This window comes from Cupriavidus malaysiensis (assembly GCF_001854325.1).
Classification (GTDB): Bacteria; Pseudomonadota; Gammaproteobacteria; order Burkholderiales; family Burkholderiaceae; genus Cupriavidus; species Cupriavidus malaysiensis.
Map to the genome: position 1 here is coordinate 1,433,034 of NZ_CP017754.1, position 15,826 is coordinate 1,448,859.

General features: G+C 69.7%; 15 protein-coding genes. 8 read left to right on the plus strand and 7 right to left on the minus strand.

The features are described 5' to 3' along the window. Positions 1-109: 109 nt before the first annotated feature. Both BKK80_RS06160 and BKK80_RS06165 read right to left on the minus strand, forming a co-directional pair. Positions 110-352, minus strand: a complete 243-nt coding sequence (locus BKK80_RS06160) for a hypothetical protein (protein WP_071011588.1) — start codon at positions 350-352, stop codon at positions 110-112. Positions 353-435: 83 nt separating this feature from the next. Beyond that, entirely contained in the window at positions 436-1,872 is a 1,437-nt protein-coding gene (locus tag BKK80_RS06165; RefSeq protein WP_071068743.1) for an aldehyde dehydrogenase family protein, read from the minus strand. 216 nt (positions 1,873-2,088) lie between these two features. Here BKK80_RS06165 and ppa point away from each other — a divergent pair, with 216 nt between their 5' ends. Together ppa and BKK80_RS06175 are read left to right on the plus strand one after the other, a co-directional pair. Further along, on the plus strand, positions 2,089-2,616 hold the full coding sequence (gene ppa / locus BKK80_RS06170) for an inorganic diphosphatase (RefSeq protein ID WP_071011591.1): 528 nt from the start codon (positions 2,089-2,091) through the stop codon (positions 2,614-2,616). Positions 2,617-2,794: 178 nt separating this feature from the next. Further along, positions 2,795-3,343 (plus strand): cytochrome b, encoded by a 549-nt coding sequence (locus BKK80_RS06175; protein ID WP_071011593.1) that lies wholly within the window; start codon positions 2,795-2,797, stop codon positions 3,341-3,343. A 37-nt stretch (positions 3,344-3,380) separates the two neighbouring features. Here BKK80_RS06175 and BKK80_RS06180 read toward each other — a convergent pair whose 3' ends face one another. Then, positions 3,381-4,631, minus strand: coding sequence for a GNAT family N-acetyltransferase (locus BKK80_RS06180; RefSeq protein ID WP_071068744.1), 1,251 nt, complete (start codon positions 4,629-4,631; stop codon positions 3,381-3,383). Between the two features lie 197 nt (positions 4,632-4,828). Between BKK80_RS06180 and BKK80_RS06185 the strand changes: the two genes are divergently transcribed. After that, positions 4,829-6,901 (plus strand): NAD(+) synthase, encoded by a 2,073-nt coding sequence (locus tag BKK80_RS06185; protein ID WP_071068745.1) that lies wholly within the window; start codon positions 4,829-4,831, stop codon positions 6,899-6,901. A 111-nt stretch (positions 6,902-7,012) separates the two neighbouring features. Then, positions 7,013-7,351: a P-II family nitrogen regulator gene (glnK, locus tag BKK80_RS06190; protein WP_071011598.1), complete on the plus strand. Its 339-nt coding sequence runs from the start codon at positions 7,013-7,015 to the stop codon at positions 7,349-7,351. A 27-nt stretch (positions 7,352-7,378) separates the two neighbouring features. Here glnK and BKK80_RS06195 read toward each other — a convergent pair whose 3' ends face one another. The 3 genes from BKK80_RS06195 to trxB all read right to left on the minus strand — a co-directional run bounded on the left by BKK80_RS06195 (position 7,379) and on the right by trxB (position 9,988). Beyond that, complete coding sequence (locus BKK80_RS06195; protein WP_071016173.1) at positions 7,379-7,966, minus strand: trimeric intracellular cation channel family protein; 588 nt, start codon at positions 7,964-7,966, stop codon at positions 7,379-7,381. A 124-nt stretch (positions 7,967-8,090) separates the two neighbouring features. Continuing rightward, a complete protein-coding gene (locus BKK80_RS06200) occupies positions 8,091-8,762 on the minus strand; it encodes a Smr/MutS family protein (protein ID WP_071011600.1) in 672 nt (223 codons plus the stop codon). 278 nt (positions 8,763-9,040) lie between these two features. After that, entirely contained in the window at positions 9,041-9,988 is a 948-nt protein-coding gene (gene trxB, locus BKK80_RS06205; protein ID WP_071068746.1) for a thioredoxin-disulfide reductase, read from the minus strand. Positions 9,989-10,157: 169 nt separating this feature from the next. Between trxB and BKK80_RS06210 the strand changes: the two genes are divergently transcribed. The 3 genes from BKK80_RS06210 (at position 10,158) to BKK80_RS06220 (ending at position 13,704) form a co-directional block, all read left to right on the plus strand. After that, a complete protein-coding gene (locus BKK80_RS06210) occupies positions 10,158-12,485 on the plus strand; it encodes a DNA translocase FtsK (protein WP_071011603.1) in 2,328 nt (775 codons plus the stop codon). Between the two features lie 149 nt (positions 12,486-12,634). Continuing rightward, positions 12,635-13,294, plus strand: coding sequence for an outer membrane lipoprotein chaperone LolA (lolA, locus tag BKK80_RS06215; RefSeq protein WP_083383988.1), 660 nt, complete (start codon positions 12,635-12,637; stop codon positions 13,292-13,294). A gap of 8 nt (positions 13,295-13,302) precedes the next feature. Further along, a complete protein-coding gene (locus BKK80_RS06220; protein ID WP_071068747.1) occupies positions 13,303-13,704 on the plus strand; it encodes a hypothetical protein in 402 nt (133 codons plus the stop codon). Between the two features lie 21 nt (positions 13,705-13,725). Here BKK80_RS06220 and BKK80_RS06225 read toward each other — a convergent pair whose 3' ends face one another. After that, positions 13,726-14,409, minus strand: coding sequence for a hypothetical protein (locus BKK80_RS06225; RefSeq protein ID WP_231907995.1), 684 nt, complete (start codon positions 14,407-14,409; stop codon positions 13,726-13,728). A gap of 223 nt (positions 14,410-14,632) precedes the next feature. On the opposite strand from BKK80_RS06225, the gene dctP reads away from it, so the two are divergent. Then, positions 14,633-15,745 (plus strand): TRAP transporter substrate-binding protein DctP, encoded by a 1,113-nt coding sequence (gene dctP, locus BKK80_RS06230; protein WP_236903728.1) that lies wholly within the window; start codon positions 14,633-14,635, stop codon positions 15,743-15,745. The last annotated feature ends 81 nt before the right edge of the window (positions 15,746-15,826 follow it).

Below are 15,826 nucleotides of genomic sequence, written 5' to 3' on the forward strand. Positions count from 1 at the left end.
CCTGACGTTTTCGTTGCGGGGAGCCGCGGCTGCCGCGTTCCCCGCCAGACACGGGTGCAACAAACTGCAAGGCGCGCGCGCTGGTGCCGGGCGCGCGCCGCAACGCGCCTCAGTGCGAGAACGGTCCCCGCCCGCGCAGCGCGTTGGCGACCATCATCACCGCCAGCAGGAAGGGCAGGGCCACATACAGGCACCAGTGCACGCGGTCGCCCACGGTCTCGCCCCACTTGCGCTTGAAGACCTGCAGGCGCGGCATGCCGGAGGGGTTGGTGGCACGCTTGTTCTTGACGTGCCAGGCCATCCAGAAAAAGAAGATGGCGAAAGCGACCGAGAGGAAATTGATGTTACCCATGTGACTCCGAAAATGCATGGCCGTCGTGTGGAAGGAGACGGCACTCCGATGAATGGATGGCCGCCGCGGCCGGCGGCGCTGGCTCAGCCGTGCTGGATGGCGACCGTCTTCAGCGTGGTGAAGCCGTACAGCGCCTCGAAGCCTTTCTCGCGGCCGTAGCCGGACTGGCCGGTGCCGCCGAAGGGCAGTTCCACGCCGCCGCCGGCGCCGTAGTTGTTGATGAAGACCTGGCCGGCGCGCAGGCTGCGTGCCAGCCGCAGCTGGCGGCCGCCGTCGCGCGTCCAGACGCCCGCCACCAGGCCGTAGGGCGTGCCATTGGCCAACGCCACCGCCTCGGCCTCGCTGTCGAAGGGCATCGCCGCCAGCAGGGGACCGAACACCTCCTCCTGCGCCAGCCGATGGCGCGGCGGCACGTCGCGGAACAGCATCGGCACCTGGTAGAAGCCGGACTCCGGCGCCTCGGGCACGATGTGTCCCTGCGCCATCACGGCGATGCCGTCGTGCTGGGCGTCGGAGACGAAGTCCCAGACGCGCTGCTGCTGCTTGCGGCTGATCAGCGGCCCGCATTCCAGGTCGAGCCCGGACGGGCCCACGCGCAGCGTCTCGAACACCGAGGCGAGCCGGTCGAGCAGGGCGTCGTAGAGCGGGCGCTCCACCAGCACGCGGCTGCCGGCCGAGCAGGTCTGGCCGGCATTCTGCACGATGCCGTTGACCACCACCGGCACCAGCGCGTCGACATCGGCGTCGGCAAAGACGATCTGCGGCGACTTGCCGCCCAGTTCCAGCGTGACCGGCACGTGGTTCTCGGCGGCCAGCTGGGCCACCAGCTTGCCCGTCGCCGGCGAGCCGGTGAAGGAAATGTGCTGGATGCCGGGATGGCGCGCCAGCGCCGCGCCGGCCTCGTGGCCGTAGCCGGTGACGATGTTCAGCGCGCCCTCCGGCAGGCCGGCCTCGGCGGCGATCTCGGCCACGCGCAGCAGCGACAGGCAGGCGTCTTCTGCCGGCTTGACCACGCAGGCATTGCCGGCGGCCAGCGCCGCGCCCACGCTGCGGCCGAAGATCTGCAGCGGATAGTTCCAGGGAATGATGTGGCCGGTCACGCCGTGCGGCTCGCGCAGCGTCAGCACCGTGGTGCCGGCCTGGTAGGGGATGGTCTGTCCGTGCAGCTTGTCGGCCGCGCCGGCATAGAACTCGAAGTAGCGGGCCACCGCACGCGCGTCGCCATGCGCCTGGCGCAGCGGCTTGCCGGTATCGCGCGCCTCCAGCGCGGCCAGCTCGTTCTCGTGGGCGAGCAGGGCCAGCGCCACGCGGTTGAGCAGGCGCGAGCGCTCGGCCGGCGACATGGCGCCCCAGGCGCCGTCGGCAGCCTGGCGGGCGGCGTGCACCGCCACATTGACGTCGGTGGCGTTGCCGCGGGCGATCTCGGCGAAGGGCTCGCCGGTGGAAGGGTCGAAGACCTTGATGCGCAGGCCCGAATCGGGTGCGATCAGGCGGTTGGCTACGTAGTGCTGGGCATGCATGGATTGGCTCCGGTTCGGCGGGCGGACGGGGGGAGTCCCGCGCCAGGCCCGGGGACGGGCGCCGCCGGGGATCGATCCGGCATTATCGCCCAGCCGGCGGGACGCGCAAGGCACCTGCGCCGCCGCGGCCCGGCCTGCGTTCCTGTCAGATTCCGGTCAGCGCGAACCGCTATAATGCCCGCCATCCGTAATCACAGGCATTTCTGGAGAACACGCATGAGCTTCAATCTCGTCTCGCCGGGCAAGGACATTCCGAACGATTTCAACGTCATCATCGAGATCTCCGCCCAGAGCGATCCGGTGAAGTACGAAGCCGACAAGGAAACGGGCCTGCTCTTCGTCGACCGTTTCATCGGCACCGGCATGCGCTACCCGGCCAACTACGGCTTCATTCCCCAGACCCTGTCGGGCGACGGCGACCCGGTCGACGTGCTGGTGATCACCCCCTTCCCGATCCTGGCCGGCGCCGTGGTGCGCTGCCGCGCGCTTGGCATGCTGAAGATGACCGACGAGTCGGGTGTCGATGCCAAGCTGGTCGCCGTGCCGGTGGACAAGCTGTCGCCGGCCACCGCCTTCATGAAGGGCCTGTCCGACGTGCCGCAGAACCTGCTCGACCAGATCAAGCACTTCTTCGAGAACTACAAGGCGCTCGAGGCCGGCAAGTGGGTCAAGGTGGAAGGCTGGGCCGGCATCGAGGAAGCCCACAAGGAAATCACCGACGGCGTGGCCAATTTCAAGAAGTGATTTTCCGAGCACCGCCAAGCCCGTTTTTCCACGCGATCCGGCGTGTGATGAACAGGCGCTGAACAGCCCCGCCTCCGGCGGGGCTTTTTGCTGGGGCCGGCTTGACGCCGGCCAAGGATGGCGCCCCCCGGAGGCGTTAAGCTGACGGCACTCCCACATCAATCGAGAACCTGGCGCAATGACCAAGACCTCGCTTGCCGGATCGCGCTACAGCGGCCCGGCCATCTTCTTCCACTGGGCGGTCTTCCTGCTGGTGGCGGCGGCCTATGCGGCTATCGAGCTGAAGGGCTTCACCCCGCGCGGCAGCGCCGCGCGCGCGTTGGCGATGGGCACGCACGAATGGGCCGGGGTGCTGGTGCTGGTGCTGGCCGTGCCCCGCCTGCTGTGGCGCCTGGTGCGCGGCGCGCCCGCGCCGGAAGAGGGATCGCGCTGGATGCAGCTGCTGGCGGGCGCCATGCACCTGCTGCTCTATCTGTTCATCTTCATCCAGCCGCTGCTGGGCCTGCTGACCCTGGCGGCGGCCGGCCATCCGCTGGCCGTGCCCGGCACCGGGCTGGAGCTGGCGCTGGCGGCGCCGGACGACGGCCTCAAGGACCTGTTCGAGGAACTGCACGAGACCATCGGCAGCGCCTTCTACGCGGTGATCGGCCTGCATGCGGTGGCGGCGCTGTTCCACCACTACATGCTGGGCGACAACACGCTGCGGCGCATGTGGCGCCAGCGCTAGCCCCGGCGCGCGGCGCGGGCCGCGGCCGGCGGCCGGCTCAGGTGCGGGCGAAGGGATTGCGCTCGTTGAGCTCGTCGAGGTAGGCGCCGATGCCCTGGCGCTCCTGCGCCAGGAAGCGCTCCACCGCATCGGCGAAGGCCGGGTGCGCCAGCCAGTGCGCGGACTGCGTCGCCACCGGCAGGAAGCCGCGCGCCATCTTGTGCTCGCCCTGCGCGCCGCCCTCGAAGGTGCGGATGCCATGGGCGATGCAGAACTCCAGCGGCTGGTAGTAGGACGCCTCGAAGTGCAGGCAGGGATGGTGCTCGAGCGCGCCCCAGTAGCGCCCGTACAGGGTGCTGATGGCCGGGGCGTCGTCGTAGACCAGCAGGGCGCTGGCGATCGGGCTTCCGGCCCGCTCGGCCACCACCAGCAGCAGGTTGCCCGGCATGGACGCGCCGATGCGGCGGAAGAAGTCCAGGTTCAGGTAGGGCGAGGAATGGTGCTCGCGGTAGGTCTGGCGATAGCAGCGGTGGAAGAAGCGCCAGTCTTCGTCGCTGATCTCGGCGCCACGCAGGTGGCGGAAGCCGATGCCGGCCTCGGCGACGCGCCGCCGCTCGGCGCGGATGTTCTTGCGCTTCTTCTGCGACAGCGTGGCGAGAAAGGCCTCGAAGTCGGCGTAGCCGGGATTGGTCCAGTGGAACTGCACGCCCTGGCGCAGCATCATGCCGGCCTCGGCCATCCAGCCCGCCTCCTGCGGCGTGGGGAACAGCACATGCAGCGAGGACATGCCGCTCTGCTCGGCCAAGGCCAGCGCATGCGCCAGCAGCTGGCGCGCGGCGTGTTCGTCGGCCGCCAGCAGGCGGCTGCCTTGCACCGGGGTGAAGGGCACTGCCGACAACCATTTCGGGTAATAGCGCAGGCCGTGCCGCTGGTAGGCGTCGGCCCAGGCCCAGTCGAACACGTACTCGCCGTAGGAGTGTGCCTTCGCATACAGGGGCATGGCGGCCGCCAGGCGCTCGCCGCCAGGTTCGGCGGCCCACAGTGTCAGGTAGCGCGGCGACCAGCCGCTGTCGTCGCCGGCGCTGCCGCTGGCGTGCAGCGCGTGCAGGAAGGCGTGGCGCAGGAAGGGGTTGGCGCCCGGGCGCGCGTCCACCAGGGCATCCCAGGCCGCCGCGTCGATATCGGCCAGCCCTTCGGCGATGCGGGCCTCGTAGCGGCGCTCCGCCTGGCCAGCGCAGCCGCCCGCCGGGTGGTCGTCATGGGTGCTGCTGCCGCGCCGTGCCTCCGGCTTGCAAGGTTCCGCCCGCATTGCGCTTCGATCCGCTCCAGTTGCGCCCCGCCTGGCCTGCCGCCGGCGCTCGGCCGCGGCGTCCCGGGTACCGGGCGAGTCTACCGGAAAGGCCGCCGCGGCGCAGCGCGGCGGCCGGGGCCGTCGTAAAATGCCGGGGTCGACCCGGCATCACGCACTCGCCACGGCCGCGGCCCCACGGTATCCAAAGGCATCACATGAGCGACTCCTTCTTCAACCTCTATTCCCATGGCTTCGCGCGCGTGGCGGTGGGCGTGCCGGAGTGCCGCGTCGCCGACCCGGCCTTCAACGCGCAGCAGACCATCGCGCTGGCCCGGCAGGCCGCGCAGCAGGGCGCCGCGCTGGTGGCCTTCCCCGAACTGGGCCTGTCGGCCTACACCTGCGAAGACCTGTTCCACCAGCGTGCGCTGCTCGACGCCTGCGAGAGCGCGCTGGCGGAGATCGTGGCGGCCTCGGCGCAATTGGCGCCGGCGCTGGTGGTGGGCATGCCGCTGCGCGTGGAGCACCAGCTCTTCAATTGCGCCGTGGTGGTGGCCGGCGGGCGTATCCATGGCGTGGTGCCCAAGAGCTACCTGCCGAACTACTGGGAGTTCTACGAGGCGCGCCAGTTCAGCGCCGCCGACTGTGCCGCCGCCGGCTCCGTCTCGCTGGCCGGGCAGACCGTGCCGTTCGGCGCGGGGCTGCTGTTCGAGGTCGAGAACATCCCCTTCTTCCGTTTCCATGTGGAAATCTGCGAAGACGTGTGGGTGCCGGTGCCGCCGTCCTCCTTCGCCGCGCTGGCCGGCGCCACCGTGCTGGTGAACCTGTCCGCCTCGAACATCGTGGTGGGCAAGTCGGGCTACCGCCATCAACTGGTCGCGCAGCAGTCGGCGCGCTGCCTGGCCGCCTACCTGTACACCTCGGCCGGCAAGGGCGAGTCGTCGACCGACCTGGCCTGGGACGGCCAGGCCCTGATCTACGAGAACGGCGAGCTGCTGGGCGAATCGGAGCGCTTCGCCGACAGTTCCCACCTGCTGGTGGCCGATGTGGATCTGGAGCGGCTGTCGCGCGAGCGCATGCACCAGACCACCTTCGGCCAGTCGGTGCGCCGCCACCGCGAGGAAGTGGCGCGTTTCGAGGTGGTGCGCCTGCGCGTCGGCGTGCCCGAAGGGCAGCCGCTGCCGCTGGTGCGCAAGGTGGAGCGTTTCCCCTACGTGCCGGCCGATGCGCGCCGCCGCGACGCGCGCTGCCGTGAGGTCTACAACATCCAGGTGCAGGCGCTGGTGCAGCGGCTGTCGTCCAGCGGCATCGCCAAGGTGGTGATCGGCGTGTCGGGCGGGCTGGACTCCACCCATGCCCTGCTGGTGTGCGCCAAGGCGATGGACCGGCTCGGCCTGCCGCGCACCAATATCCTGGCCTACACCATGCCGGGCTTCGCCACCAGCGAGCGCACGCTGCGCCAGGCGCGCCGGCTGATGGAGCTGGTGGGCTGCAGCGCCAGCGAGATCGACATCCGCCCGAGCTGCCTGGCGATGCTCAAGGACCTGGGCCATCCCTACGCCGAAGGCAAGCCCGTCTACGACGTGACCTTCGAGAACGTGCAGGCGGGCGAGCGCACCAACCACCTGTTCCGGCTGGCCAACTTCCAGCATGCCATCGTCATCGGCACCGGTGACCTGAGCGAGCTGGCGCTGGGCTGGTGCACCTACGGCGTGGGCGACCACATGTCGCACTACAACGTCAACGCCAGCGTGCCCAAGACGCTGATCAGCCACCTGGTGCGCTGGGTGGCCGAGACCGGGCAGGTGGCCGACGGCGGCGAAGGCGTGCTGCTCGACATCCTGGACACCGAGATCAGCCCGGAACTGGTGCCGGGCAACTCCAGCAGCGGCCCCGAGCAGAAGACCGAGTCCGTGATCGGGCCCTACGAGTTGCAGGATTTCCACCTGTACTACACGCTGCGCTTCGGCTTCACGCCATCCAAGGTGGCCTTCCTGGCGCTGGCGGCCTGGGGCGACCGGGAACGCGGCGAATGGCCCGAGGGGCCGCACGTGCCGCGCCACGAATACACGCTGGCGGAGATCAAGCGGGTGCTGGGCATCTTCGTCGACCGCTTCTTCCGCACCAGCCAGTTCAAGCGCTCCTGCATCCCGAACGCGCCCAAGGTGGGCTCGGGCGGCTCGCTGTCGCCGCGCGGCGACTGGCGCGCACCCAGCGATGGCGAATCGGCGGTGTGGATGCGCGATCTGGCACGCATTCCGGATGGCCCGGACAGCGCGCAAGCGGGCTGAACGACGGGCTGAACGGCGGTGTCGGCGGCCTGTGCGGCGCCGCCTTGCCAAGGATGTCAGGGTTTCGGGCTAGAATCTGGCATTCGCTAATGACCATAACCAGGGGCCAACATGAAGCAGATTACCGCCATCATCAAACCGTTCAAGCTCGACGAAGTGCGTGAAGCGCTGGCCGACGTGGGCGTGACCGGATTGACGGTGACCGAGGTGAAGGGCTTCGGCCGCCAGAAGGGCCATACCGAGCTGTACCGCGGCGCGGAATACGTGGTCGACTTCCTGCCCAAGATCAAGATCGAAGTGGTGGTGGCCGAGAACCAGCTCGACACCGTGCTGGATGCCGTGGTCAAGGCCGCCCACACCGGCAAGATCGGTGATGGCAAGATCTTCGTGACCGAGGTGGAGCGCGTGATCCGCATCCGCACCGGCGAGCAGGACGAAGCGGCGGTCTGACGCCGCCGCGCGGCGGCGGCGCCGGGTTCAGCCCGGCAGCCTCCAGCCGCGCCAGACCGAGACCAGGCGCGTGGCCGTGGTGGTCAGCGCGCCGGCCAGCAGGGCCGCTTCCTGTTGCGCGTCCAGCCAGGTCAGGCCGAGGTAGACCCAGCAGCCGGCGAAGGCGCAGGTGGCATAGGGCACCCGGTCACGCAGGATCATCGGCATCTCGTTACATAGCACGTCGCGCACCACGCCGCCGAACACCGACGAGATGATGCCCATCATGACCGCCACGAAGGCCGGCATCTGCGCCACCAGCGCGAGCGAGGTGCCGGTCACGGCGAACAGGCCCAGCCCGATCGCATCGGCCACCAGCATGGTGCGCTCCGACGCCACGCGGCTCACCACGCGGAACACCACCGACGCGCCGATCGACATCGCGAAGATCAGGATCACATAGCCTTCGTGCTCGACCCAGTAGAAGGGACGGCGGTCGAGCAGCACGTCGCGCACCGTGCCGCCGCCGAAGGCGGTGGCGAATGCCACCACGAAGGTGCCGACCGCGTCGAAGCGCTGCTTGCGCGCATCGACGACGCCCGCCACCGCGAAGGACAGCACGCCGATCACTTCCATCACGTGGAGGATCAGCGGCAGCCGGCCGAACAGCGCATCGAAGTGCGGAGAAAGGATGGGGGCCAAGTGCGCTCGCGGTCGGAGTGGGGCGGGGACGCCGGGCGGCGGCTCAGGTGCGCGGCCCTCAGGCGCGCGGCTGGCGCAGCAGCACCATCAGCGCGCCGGCGCCACCCTCGGCGCCGCGGGCCTGCACGAAGGCGATCACTTCCTCCTTCTGCACCAGCCAGCTGCGCACCTTGCCCTTGAGCACCGGCAGCTTGTCGGGCGAGCCGTTGCCCTTGCCGTGGATCACGCGCACGCAGCGCACGCCGCGCCGTACCGCGCGGCGCAGGAACTCGGACAGCGCCTCGCGCGCCTCTTCGCTGCGCAGGCCGTGCAGGTCGAGCTTGTCCTGCGGCACCCATTCGCCGCGCCGCAGCTTCTTGACCACGTCCATGCCGATACCGGGGCGGCGGAAGGAGAGGCTCTCATCGGTGTCCAGCAGGCTCTCGACGTCGAATTCGTCGGACAGCGAGGCCGCCAGCGTTTCCTGGTCGTTGCGCAGTGTCTGCACCGGCAGCGGCGAGGGCTTGCCCGCGGCGGGCTCGATCCGGTTGCGGTCGCGCAGCGCGCTGACCTGGCCCACCGAACTGCGGAACACGTCCGCTTCCTCGCGTGCGCGCTGCGCGGCCTGTTCGGCCGCCAGGCGTTCGGCTTCGCGGCGTTCGGTCTCGTCCTTGAGCCGCTCGCGCAGCTTGCCGAGGTCGGCCAGGCCGAGGCGGGATGGGGCGTTGTCGGGTTTGGCGCCGTGCTTCATGGCTGTCTCCGTGGGGCAGGCGTCATTTTATAAGAAAGTCCGGCCGGGGCAGGGGGTAGGCGGGGCAAAGGCGATGCGCGGGATCACCTGTTACTCATGTCTCCGAACACCCGTTACCCATGTTTCCGGTCTGAAGGCCGCCTGCGGGAGCGGGCGGGGCGGGCGCTTGCCCGGACGCAGCGGCAGGCCTCTTGCTCCAGCCGCCTGCCGCCAGAAAGCACAAAGGGGTGCCGGTTCCCCGGCACCCCTTTGTCCGCGTCGGCTGACGCGTGTGTGCTTTACTTCAACGCTTCCACGTAGCGCTGGGCATCCAGTGCCGCCATGCAGCCGGTGCCGGCGCTGGTGATGGCCTGGCGGTAGACGTGGTCCTGCACGTCGCCGGCGGCGAACACGCCCGGGATGTTGGTGGCGGTGGCGTCGCCCTGCAGGCCGCTCTTGGTGACGATGTAGCCGTTGTGCATCTCGAGCTGGCCTTCGAACAGTTCGGTGTTGGGCTTGTGGCCGATGGCCACGAACACGCCGGCCAGCTTCACTTCCTCGTTCTGCCCGGTCTGCACGTTGCGCAGCTTGACGCCGGTCACGCCGGAGTCGTCGCCCACCACCTCGTCGAGCACCGTGTTCCAGCGGATCTCGACACGGCCTTCCTTCTCGCGCGCGAGCAGGCGGTCGACCAGGATCGGCTCGGCGCGGAACTTGTCGCGGCGATGGATCACGGTCACCTTGCTGGCAATATGGGACAGGTAGAGTGCTTCCTCGACCGCGGTGTTGCCGCCGCCGACCACCGCGACTTCCTGGTTCTTGTAGAAGAAGCCGTCGCAGGTGGCGCAGGCCGAGACGCCGCGGCCCATGAAGTTTTCTTCCGAGGGCAGGCCGAGGTACTGGGCCGAGGCGCCGGTGGCGATGATCAGCGCGTCACAGGTGTACTCGCCGGCATCGCCGATGAGGCGGATCGGGCGCTCCGTCAGCTTGGCCGTATGGATATGGTCGAAGATGATCTCGGTGTTGAAGCGCTCGGCGTGCTCCAGGAAGCGCTGCATCAGCTCGGGGCCCTGCACGCCCTTGGCGTCGGCGGGCCAGTTCTCCACGTCAGTGGTGGTCATCAGCTGGCCGCCCTGGGCGAGGCCGGTGATCAGCACCGGCTGCAGGTTGGCGCGGGCCGCGTAGACGGCGGCTGTGTAGCCGGCGGGACCGGACCCGAGAATGAGCACTTTTGCGTGTTTGGCCATGATGCAATCCTGTGTCCGGCGCGCGCGCTGGCGCACCGGTAGCGGTCAAAAGCGACATTATAAGTGGAGGCGCGTTTGCCCACTGTTGCAATTTCCAATGGGAGCGATAGTGCGCACCAAGGTTAAAATGCCCGGCATCCCGAATTTTTTTCAACCCCACCAATCGCGCATGGCTCGAGCCACTCCCACCACCCGTACCGATCCATCCGCGCTGCCCTCCCGTATCGGCAAGCTGCTGGGCGAAGTGCGCTGGTTCCTGCTGCTTGCGGTCACGCTCGCCTTCGTCTGCATGCTGGCGAGCTACAGCAAATCGGACCCGGGCTGGTCGCATGCCAACCAGGTCGCGGACGTCCACAACCTGGGCGGGCGCGTGGGCGCCTGGCTGGCCGACGTGCTGTTCTTCGTCTTTGGCTTTTCCGCCTACTGGTGGGCGGTGCTGCTGGTGCGGCGCTGCTGGCGCGGCTGGCGCGCGCTCTCCGAGGAACTGCCGCCGCCGCTGCCCGAGGCACGCCAGGGCGTGGTGGTCAGCTGGGTCGGCTTCGCGCTGACGCTGGTCTCCAGCATGGGGCTGGAAGCGATCCGCATGTATCCGCTGCGCGCGGCGCTGCCGCGCGCGCCCGGCGGCGTGCTGGGCGACCTGCTGGGCGGCTGGATGCAGGTGGCGCTGGGCTTCACCGGCGCCACCCTGCTGCTGCTGATGCTGTTCGCCATCGGCCTGTCGCTGTTCTTCCATTTCTCCTGGCTGTCGGTGGCCGAGCACATCGGCGGCTTCGTCGAGGGCCTGTTCCTCGGCTTCAAGGCGCGCCGCGAGAGCAAGCAGGACCGCATCATCGGCGAGGCCGCCAAGGTGGAGCGCACCGAGACCGTCGAGGTGCAGCGCGTGAAGATCGAGGAGGCGGCGCCGGTGCAGATCGTGCGTCCGCAGGCGGTGCCCAAGCACGAGCGCGTCGAGCGCGAGAAGCAGCAGCCGCTGTTCGCCGACATCCACGACTCCGACCTGCCGCCGCTGGCACTGCTCGACCCGATCCCGCCGCACCAGGAAACCGTCAGCGCCGAGACGCTGGAATACACCTCGCGCCTGATCGAGAAGAAGCTCAAGGACTTCGGCGTCGAGGTCAAGGTGGTGGCGGCCTACCCGGGCCCGGTCATCACCCGCTACGAGATCGAACCGGCCACCGGCGTCAAGGGCAGCCAGGTGGTCAACCTGGCCAAGGACCTGGCGCGCGCGCTGTCGCTGGTGTCGATCCGCGTGGTCGAGACCATCCCCGGCAAGAACTGCATGGGCCTGGAGCTGCCCAACCCGAAGCGCCAGGCGGTGCGGCTGTCCGAGATCCTCGGTTCGCAGGTCTACAACGAGAGCGCCTCGCAGCTCACGCTGGCGCTGGGCAAGGACATCGCCGGCAAGCCGGTGGTGGCCGACCTGGCGCGCATGCCCCACTGCATGGTGGCCGGCACCACCGGCTCGGGCAAGTCGGTCGGCATCAATGCCATGATCCTGTCGCTGCTGTACAAGGCCAAGGCGGATGCGGTGCGGCTGATCCTGATCGACCCCAAGATGCTGGAGATGAGCGTCTACGAGGGCATTCCCCACCTGCTGTGCCCGGTCGTGACCGATATGCGGCAGGCCGGCAACGCGCTCAACTGGGCGGTGGGCGAGATGGAGCGCCGCTACAAGCTGATGAGCAAGCTGGGCGTGCGCAACCTGGCCGGCTACAACAAGAAGATCGACGAGGCGGCCGCGCGCGAGGAAAAGATCCCCAATCCCTTCAGCCTGACCCCGGACGCGCCCGAGCCGCTGGAGAAACTGCCGGTCATCGTGATCGTCATCGATGAGCTGGCCGACCTGATGATGGTGGTCGGCAAGAAGGTCGAAGAGCTGATCGCGCGCATCGCGCAGAAGGCACGCGCGGCCGGCCTGCATCTGGTGCTGGCGACGCAGCGTCCGTCGGTCGACGTCATCACCGGCCTGATCAAGGCCAACGTGCCGACCCGCATCGCCTTCCAGGTCAGCAGCAAGATCGACTCGCGCACCATTCTCGACCAGCAGGGCGCGGAAGCGCTGCTGGGCATGGGCGATATGCTCTACCTCGCGCCCGGCACCGGCCTGCCGGTGCGCGTGCACGGTGCCTTCGTCTCCGATGACGAGGTGCATCGCGTGGTCGAGAAGCTCAAGGAAGCGGGCGAGCCCAACTACATCGAGGGCATCCTCGAGGGCGGACTGGCCGAGGAGGGCGGTGGCGACGGGATGGGCGGCGGCGCGGGCATCGCCGGTGGCGGTGGCGGCGAGGCCGACCCCCTGTACGACCAGGCCGTCGAGGTGGTGCTGAAGAACCGGCGCGCCTCGATCTCGCTGGTGCAGCGCCACCTGCGCATCGGCTACAACCGCGCCGCGCGGCTGCTGGAGGACATGGAGAAGGCCGGTCTGGTGTCCGCCATGTCCGGCAACGGCAACCGCGACATCCTGGCCCAGGGCGGGGGCGCGCGCGAAGAGGAGTGAACGCCGCACGCGTAACGCGTAACATCGGCTTACTTCTCTGCCGGAATCCCTCCCGCGAGACCGGCTCTAAGCACACAGGCGGCCCGCAGGCAACATGCCGGCGCGGCGCCGCCGCTCAGGTAAACCGAAGAACGCAAGGAAGCAACCTCATGCACATCAGGAGTTTTGCGCCGGCACGGCGCCAGCTCGCACGGACCGGCGTCCTGCTGGCCCTGCTGGCCTCGGGCCTGACGGCCGCGCATGCCGCCGCCACCGACCAGTTGCAGGCCTTCGTCACCACTGTCAAGACTGCGCGCGGGGAGTTCACGCAGCGCCAGGTCAAGGGGCAGGGCGATACGCTCAAGGTGACCGGCAACTCGAGCGGCAGCTTCGCCTTCTCGCGGCCGGGCAAGTTCACCTGGCGCTACGAGAAGCCCTATGAGCAATTGCTGCAGGCGGACGGCCAGACCCTCTACATCTACGACAAGGACCTGAACCAGGTCACCGAGCGCAAGCTCGATGGCGCGCTCGGTTCCAGTCCGGCCGCCATCCTGTTCGGCAGCAACGATCTCGAGAAGAATTTCGTGGTCAGGAACGGCGCCACGCGTGACGGCATCGAGTGGCTGGAACTGACGCCCAAGTCCAAGGACACGCAGTTCGAGCGTATCGGCATCGGCTTCAAGGGCGGCAACCTGGCGGCCATGGAGTTGCGCGATGCCTTCGGCAACACCACGCTGCTGAGCTTCACCGCGATGCAGAAGAACCCGGCACTGCCGGCCGATACGTTCCGCTTCACGGTGCCCAAGGGTGCCGACGTGATGAAACAGTGAGGACCGGCATGCGAGTGAACGCCTTCTGCAGCCTGCCCCGCCTGGCTGTCGCCGCGCTGCTGGCGGCCGGGCTGGCGGCCTGCGCGGCGCCGGGATCCGGCGCGCGCCAGTTCGACGTCGATGCCTTCCTGGGGGCGCCCGACATGGCCTTGCCCGAGGTGCTGGCCAACCGCGATTTCCTCGCCGCGACCAAGGCGCCAGTGGCTGATTGCGCCGCCATGCTGCAGTCGGCCAGCAGCGGCGTGCTCGAGAGCCTGGGCGGCGGGCGCGCACCGGCCTGGCTGCTTCACCCCGCCGGCGATGCCGCGCGGGTCTGGCTGGTGCTGGGCCAGGCCGACGGCTCGCGCAGCTGCCACGGGCCGCTGCCCGCCGCGCCGATGCGCGTGCTTGCGGAGCGGGCCAGGCGCTAGCCGGCGGACGGCCGGTCCGGTTCAGCCCGGCGAGGTCTTGGTCTTGGCCGCCGAATTGATGCGCAGCACGCCCTCGGGCGGTGGCAGCGGGCGGTAGGTCAGCCGCACGCTGCTGTCCAGGCGCCGCGCGGCCGTGCGGCGGTTCGTTTCCCGCCGGACCATATTGTTGTGGCCGACCGTGCCTTTGGCATAGCCTGCGGCCCCGGCCAGTCCCAGCCTGCGGTTGGCCTCCGCGGCGCTCTTCTTCAACAGTGCGTCAAGGGCCGTGCGTGCCTTGACCTGGGCCTGGAGCAGGGCATCGTCGGGGAAGGCGCGCGCGCGCGCCGCGTCCTGCGGCAACTGCGTCCGGCCGGCCAGGCGGCGCAGCGCGGCACGGAGTTCGGCGCCGTCGAACTGGCCCTCGGCGACCACCCAGGCCGCGTCATGGCGCAACCAGGGTTCGGCATCGGCCAGGCGGCGCAGCAGGGCCGGCAACAGGTTAGGGCAGGCAAAGCAGCGTGCGCGCCGCACCGCGTTCAGGGCGACGCGGCGCACCTGGGCATGCTCGTGATCCATCAGGTCCGCCACCACGCGCTCCGCTGCATGCGGGCGATGCATCATTTCGGCGAGCTGGCCGGCCAGCGCGATCTCGTCGACAGCGGTCATGCGGTTGCGGCCCGTCAGCCGGGAAATCTTGAACAGCAACATGCGGTAGGACAGCAGCATAGGGGTCTCTGGCAACAGGGCGGCATGGCGCCGGCTCGCGCGCGCCGGCGTCAATGCAGGGCATCGGTAGTTCGTATATCGGCCGGGGCGCGGGATCCTGAAGGCGGTGCGGCATCACCTCGCCGCAAGCCGTGGCGGTGATGGCGACTCCCTATAATGCGGTGCGGCCCGGGCCTGCGGGCTGCCCCTTCCACCCAGGCTCGAACAACGCTAGGACCGTGACATGCTTCGTCTCGCCGTGTGCGACGTCTTGCTTTCCCGCCTCCTCCGGCGGGCCTGCGGACGGCCGTTGCCGCTGGTGCTGGCGCTGTTGTCGATGACGCCGTTCGTGCCGGCGCGGGCGCAGCCCGCGTCGGCACCGGCGCCGGCCGCTTCGGCCGCTTCGGCCGCGGCAAGCGCGCCTGCGCCGGTGACCTGGCGCATGACGACGGAAGCACCGGCCGCCGGCATGGCCGGCGAGGGACTGTCGACCTTTGCCGAGGAGATGAAGGCGCGCTCGGGCGGGACGCTGCTGGTGGCGCCCGCCTTCGAGGCCGGCGTGGACGCCCGCCCGCTGCCGCCACCCGCGGCGACAGCGGCGAGGGACGCGCGCGGCGACGGCGGCGACATCCCGGCCGAAGCACTGGGCCAGCTCGATCCTCTGTTCCAGCTGCCCTCGCTGCCCTTCATCGCGACCTCGCTGGAGTCGGCGCGGCGCCTGGCCGGGCTGGCGCGCGCCGACTACGCACGCGCCTTGGCCGCGCAGGGGCAGCACCTGCTCTACATCACGCCGTGGCCGCCGACCGGGTTGTGGTCGCGTGCGCCGCTGGCCTCGCTGGCGGACCTGCGCGCGCTGACGGTGCGCACTGCCGACACGATTTCGACCGGGCTGATCCGCACCGCCGGCGCACGTGCGGTCGAGCTGCCGCTGTCCGACACCATGCCCCGCCTGCGCGAGGGCTCTGTCAATGCGGTGCTGTGCTCCGGCGATGACGGCGCGGCGCGCAAGCTGTGGCGCTACCTGCCCAACTTCACCGCGATCGGCTATGCCATGCCGCTGTCCTTCACGACTGTCGGCAATGCCAGTTATGCGGCCCTGACGCCGGCCCAGCGCGAGGTGGTCGATGCCGCCGCACAGGCCACCGAGCAGCGCCAGTGGGCGCGGCTGTCGACGCGCATCGCCGAGAACGCGGCGCAGATGATGGCGAACGGCGTGACCGTGCGCGGCGAGGCGGAGCCGGGCGTGCGCGCGGCGCTGCGCGCGGCGGCTTCTGCGCCGGTGGCCGCCTGGCGCGCCCGCACCGGCAGGGCGGCCGGCGCCATCCTCGACGCCTTCGCCGCCAGCGGCGGCGACTAGGCAAGGCCGGCACGGCCGGCAAGGGCGGGGTGGCGCCGCGGATGGTCTACACTGTGAGGTCGCGCGCCGCACGCGGCGCGC

Coding starts and splice junctions, on each gene's coding strand:
- lolA (WP_083383988.1), top strand. CDS start 12,635: ATGCACATCAGGAGTTTTGCGCCGGCACGGCGCCAGCTCGCACGGACC.
- trxB (WP_071068746.1), bottom strand. CDS start 9,988: ATGGCCAAACACGCAAAAGTGCTCATTCTCGGGTCCGGTCCCGCCGGC.
- BKK80_RS06160 (WP_071011588.1), bottom strand. CDS start 352: ATGGGTAACATCAATTTCCTCTCGGTCGCTTTCGCCATCTTCTTTTTC.
- ppa (WP_071011591.1), top strand. CDS start 2,089: ATGAGCTTCAATCTCGTCTCGCCGGGCAAGGACATTCCGAACGATTTC.
- BKK80_RS06195 (WP_071016173.1), bottom strand. CDS start 7,966: ATGGAAGTGATCGGCGTGCTGTCCTTCGCGGTGGCGGGCGTCGTCGAT.
- BKK80_RS06185 (WP_071068745.1), top strand. CDS start 4,829: ATGAGCGACTCCTTCTTCAACCTCTATTCCCATGGCTTCGCGCGCGTG.
- glnK (WP_071011598.1), top strand. CDS start 7,013: ATGAAGCAGATTACCGCCATCATCAAACCGTTCAAGCTCGACGAAGTG.
- BKK80_RS06200 (WP_071011600.1), bottom strand. CDS start 8,762: ATGAAGCACGGCGCCAAACCCGACAACGCCCCATCCCGCCTCGGCCTG.
- BKK80_RS06225 (WP_231907995.1), bottom strand. CDS start 14,409: ATGCTGCTGTCCTACCGCATGTTGCTGTTCAAGATTTCCCGGCTGACG.
- BKK80_RS06220 (WP_071068747.1), top strand. CDS start 13,303: ATGCGAGTGAACGCCTTCTGCAGCCTGCCCCGCCTGGCTGTCGCCGCG.
- BKK80_RS06165 (WP_071068743.1), bottom strand. CDS start 1,872: ATGCATGCCCAGCACTACGTAGCCAACCGCCTGATCGCACCCGATTCG.
- dctP (WP_236903728.1), top strand. CDS start 14,633: ATGCTTCGTCTCGCCGTGTGCGACGTCTTGCTTTCCCGCCTCCTCCGG.
- BKK80_RS06180 (WP_071068744.1), bottom strand. CDS start 4,631: ATGCGGGCGGAACCTTGCAAGCCGGAGGCACGGCGCGGCAGCAGCACC.
- BKK80_RS06175 (WP_071011593.1), top strand. CDS start 2,795: ATGACCAAGACCTCGCTTGCCGGATCGCGCTACAGCGGCCCGGCCATC.
- BKK80_RS06210 (WP_071011603.1), top strand. CDS start 10,158: ATGGCTCGAGCCACTCCCACCACCCGTACCGATCCATCCGCGCTGCCC.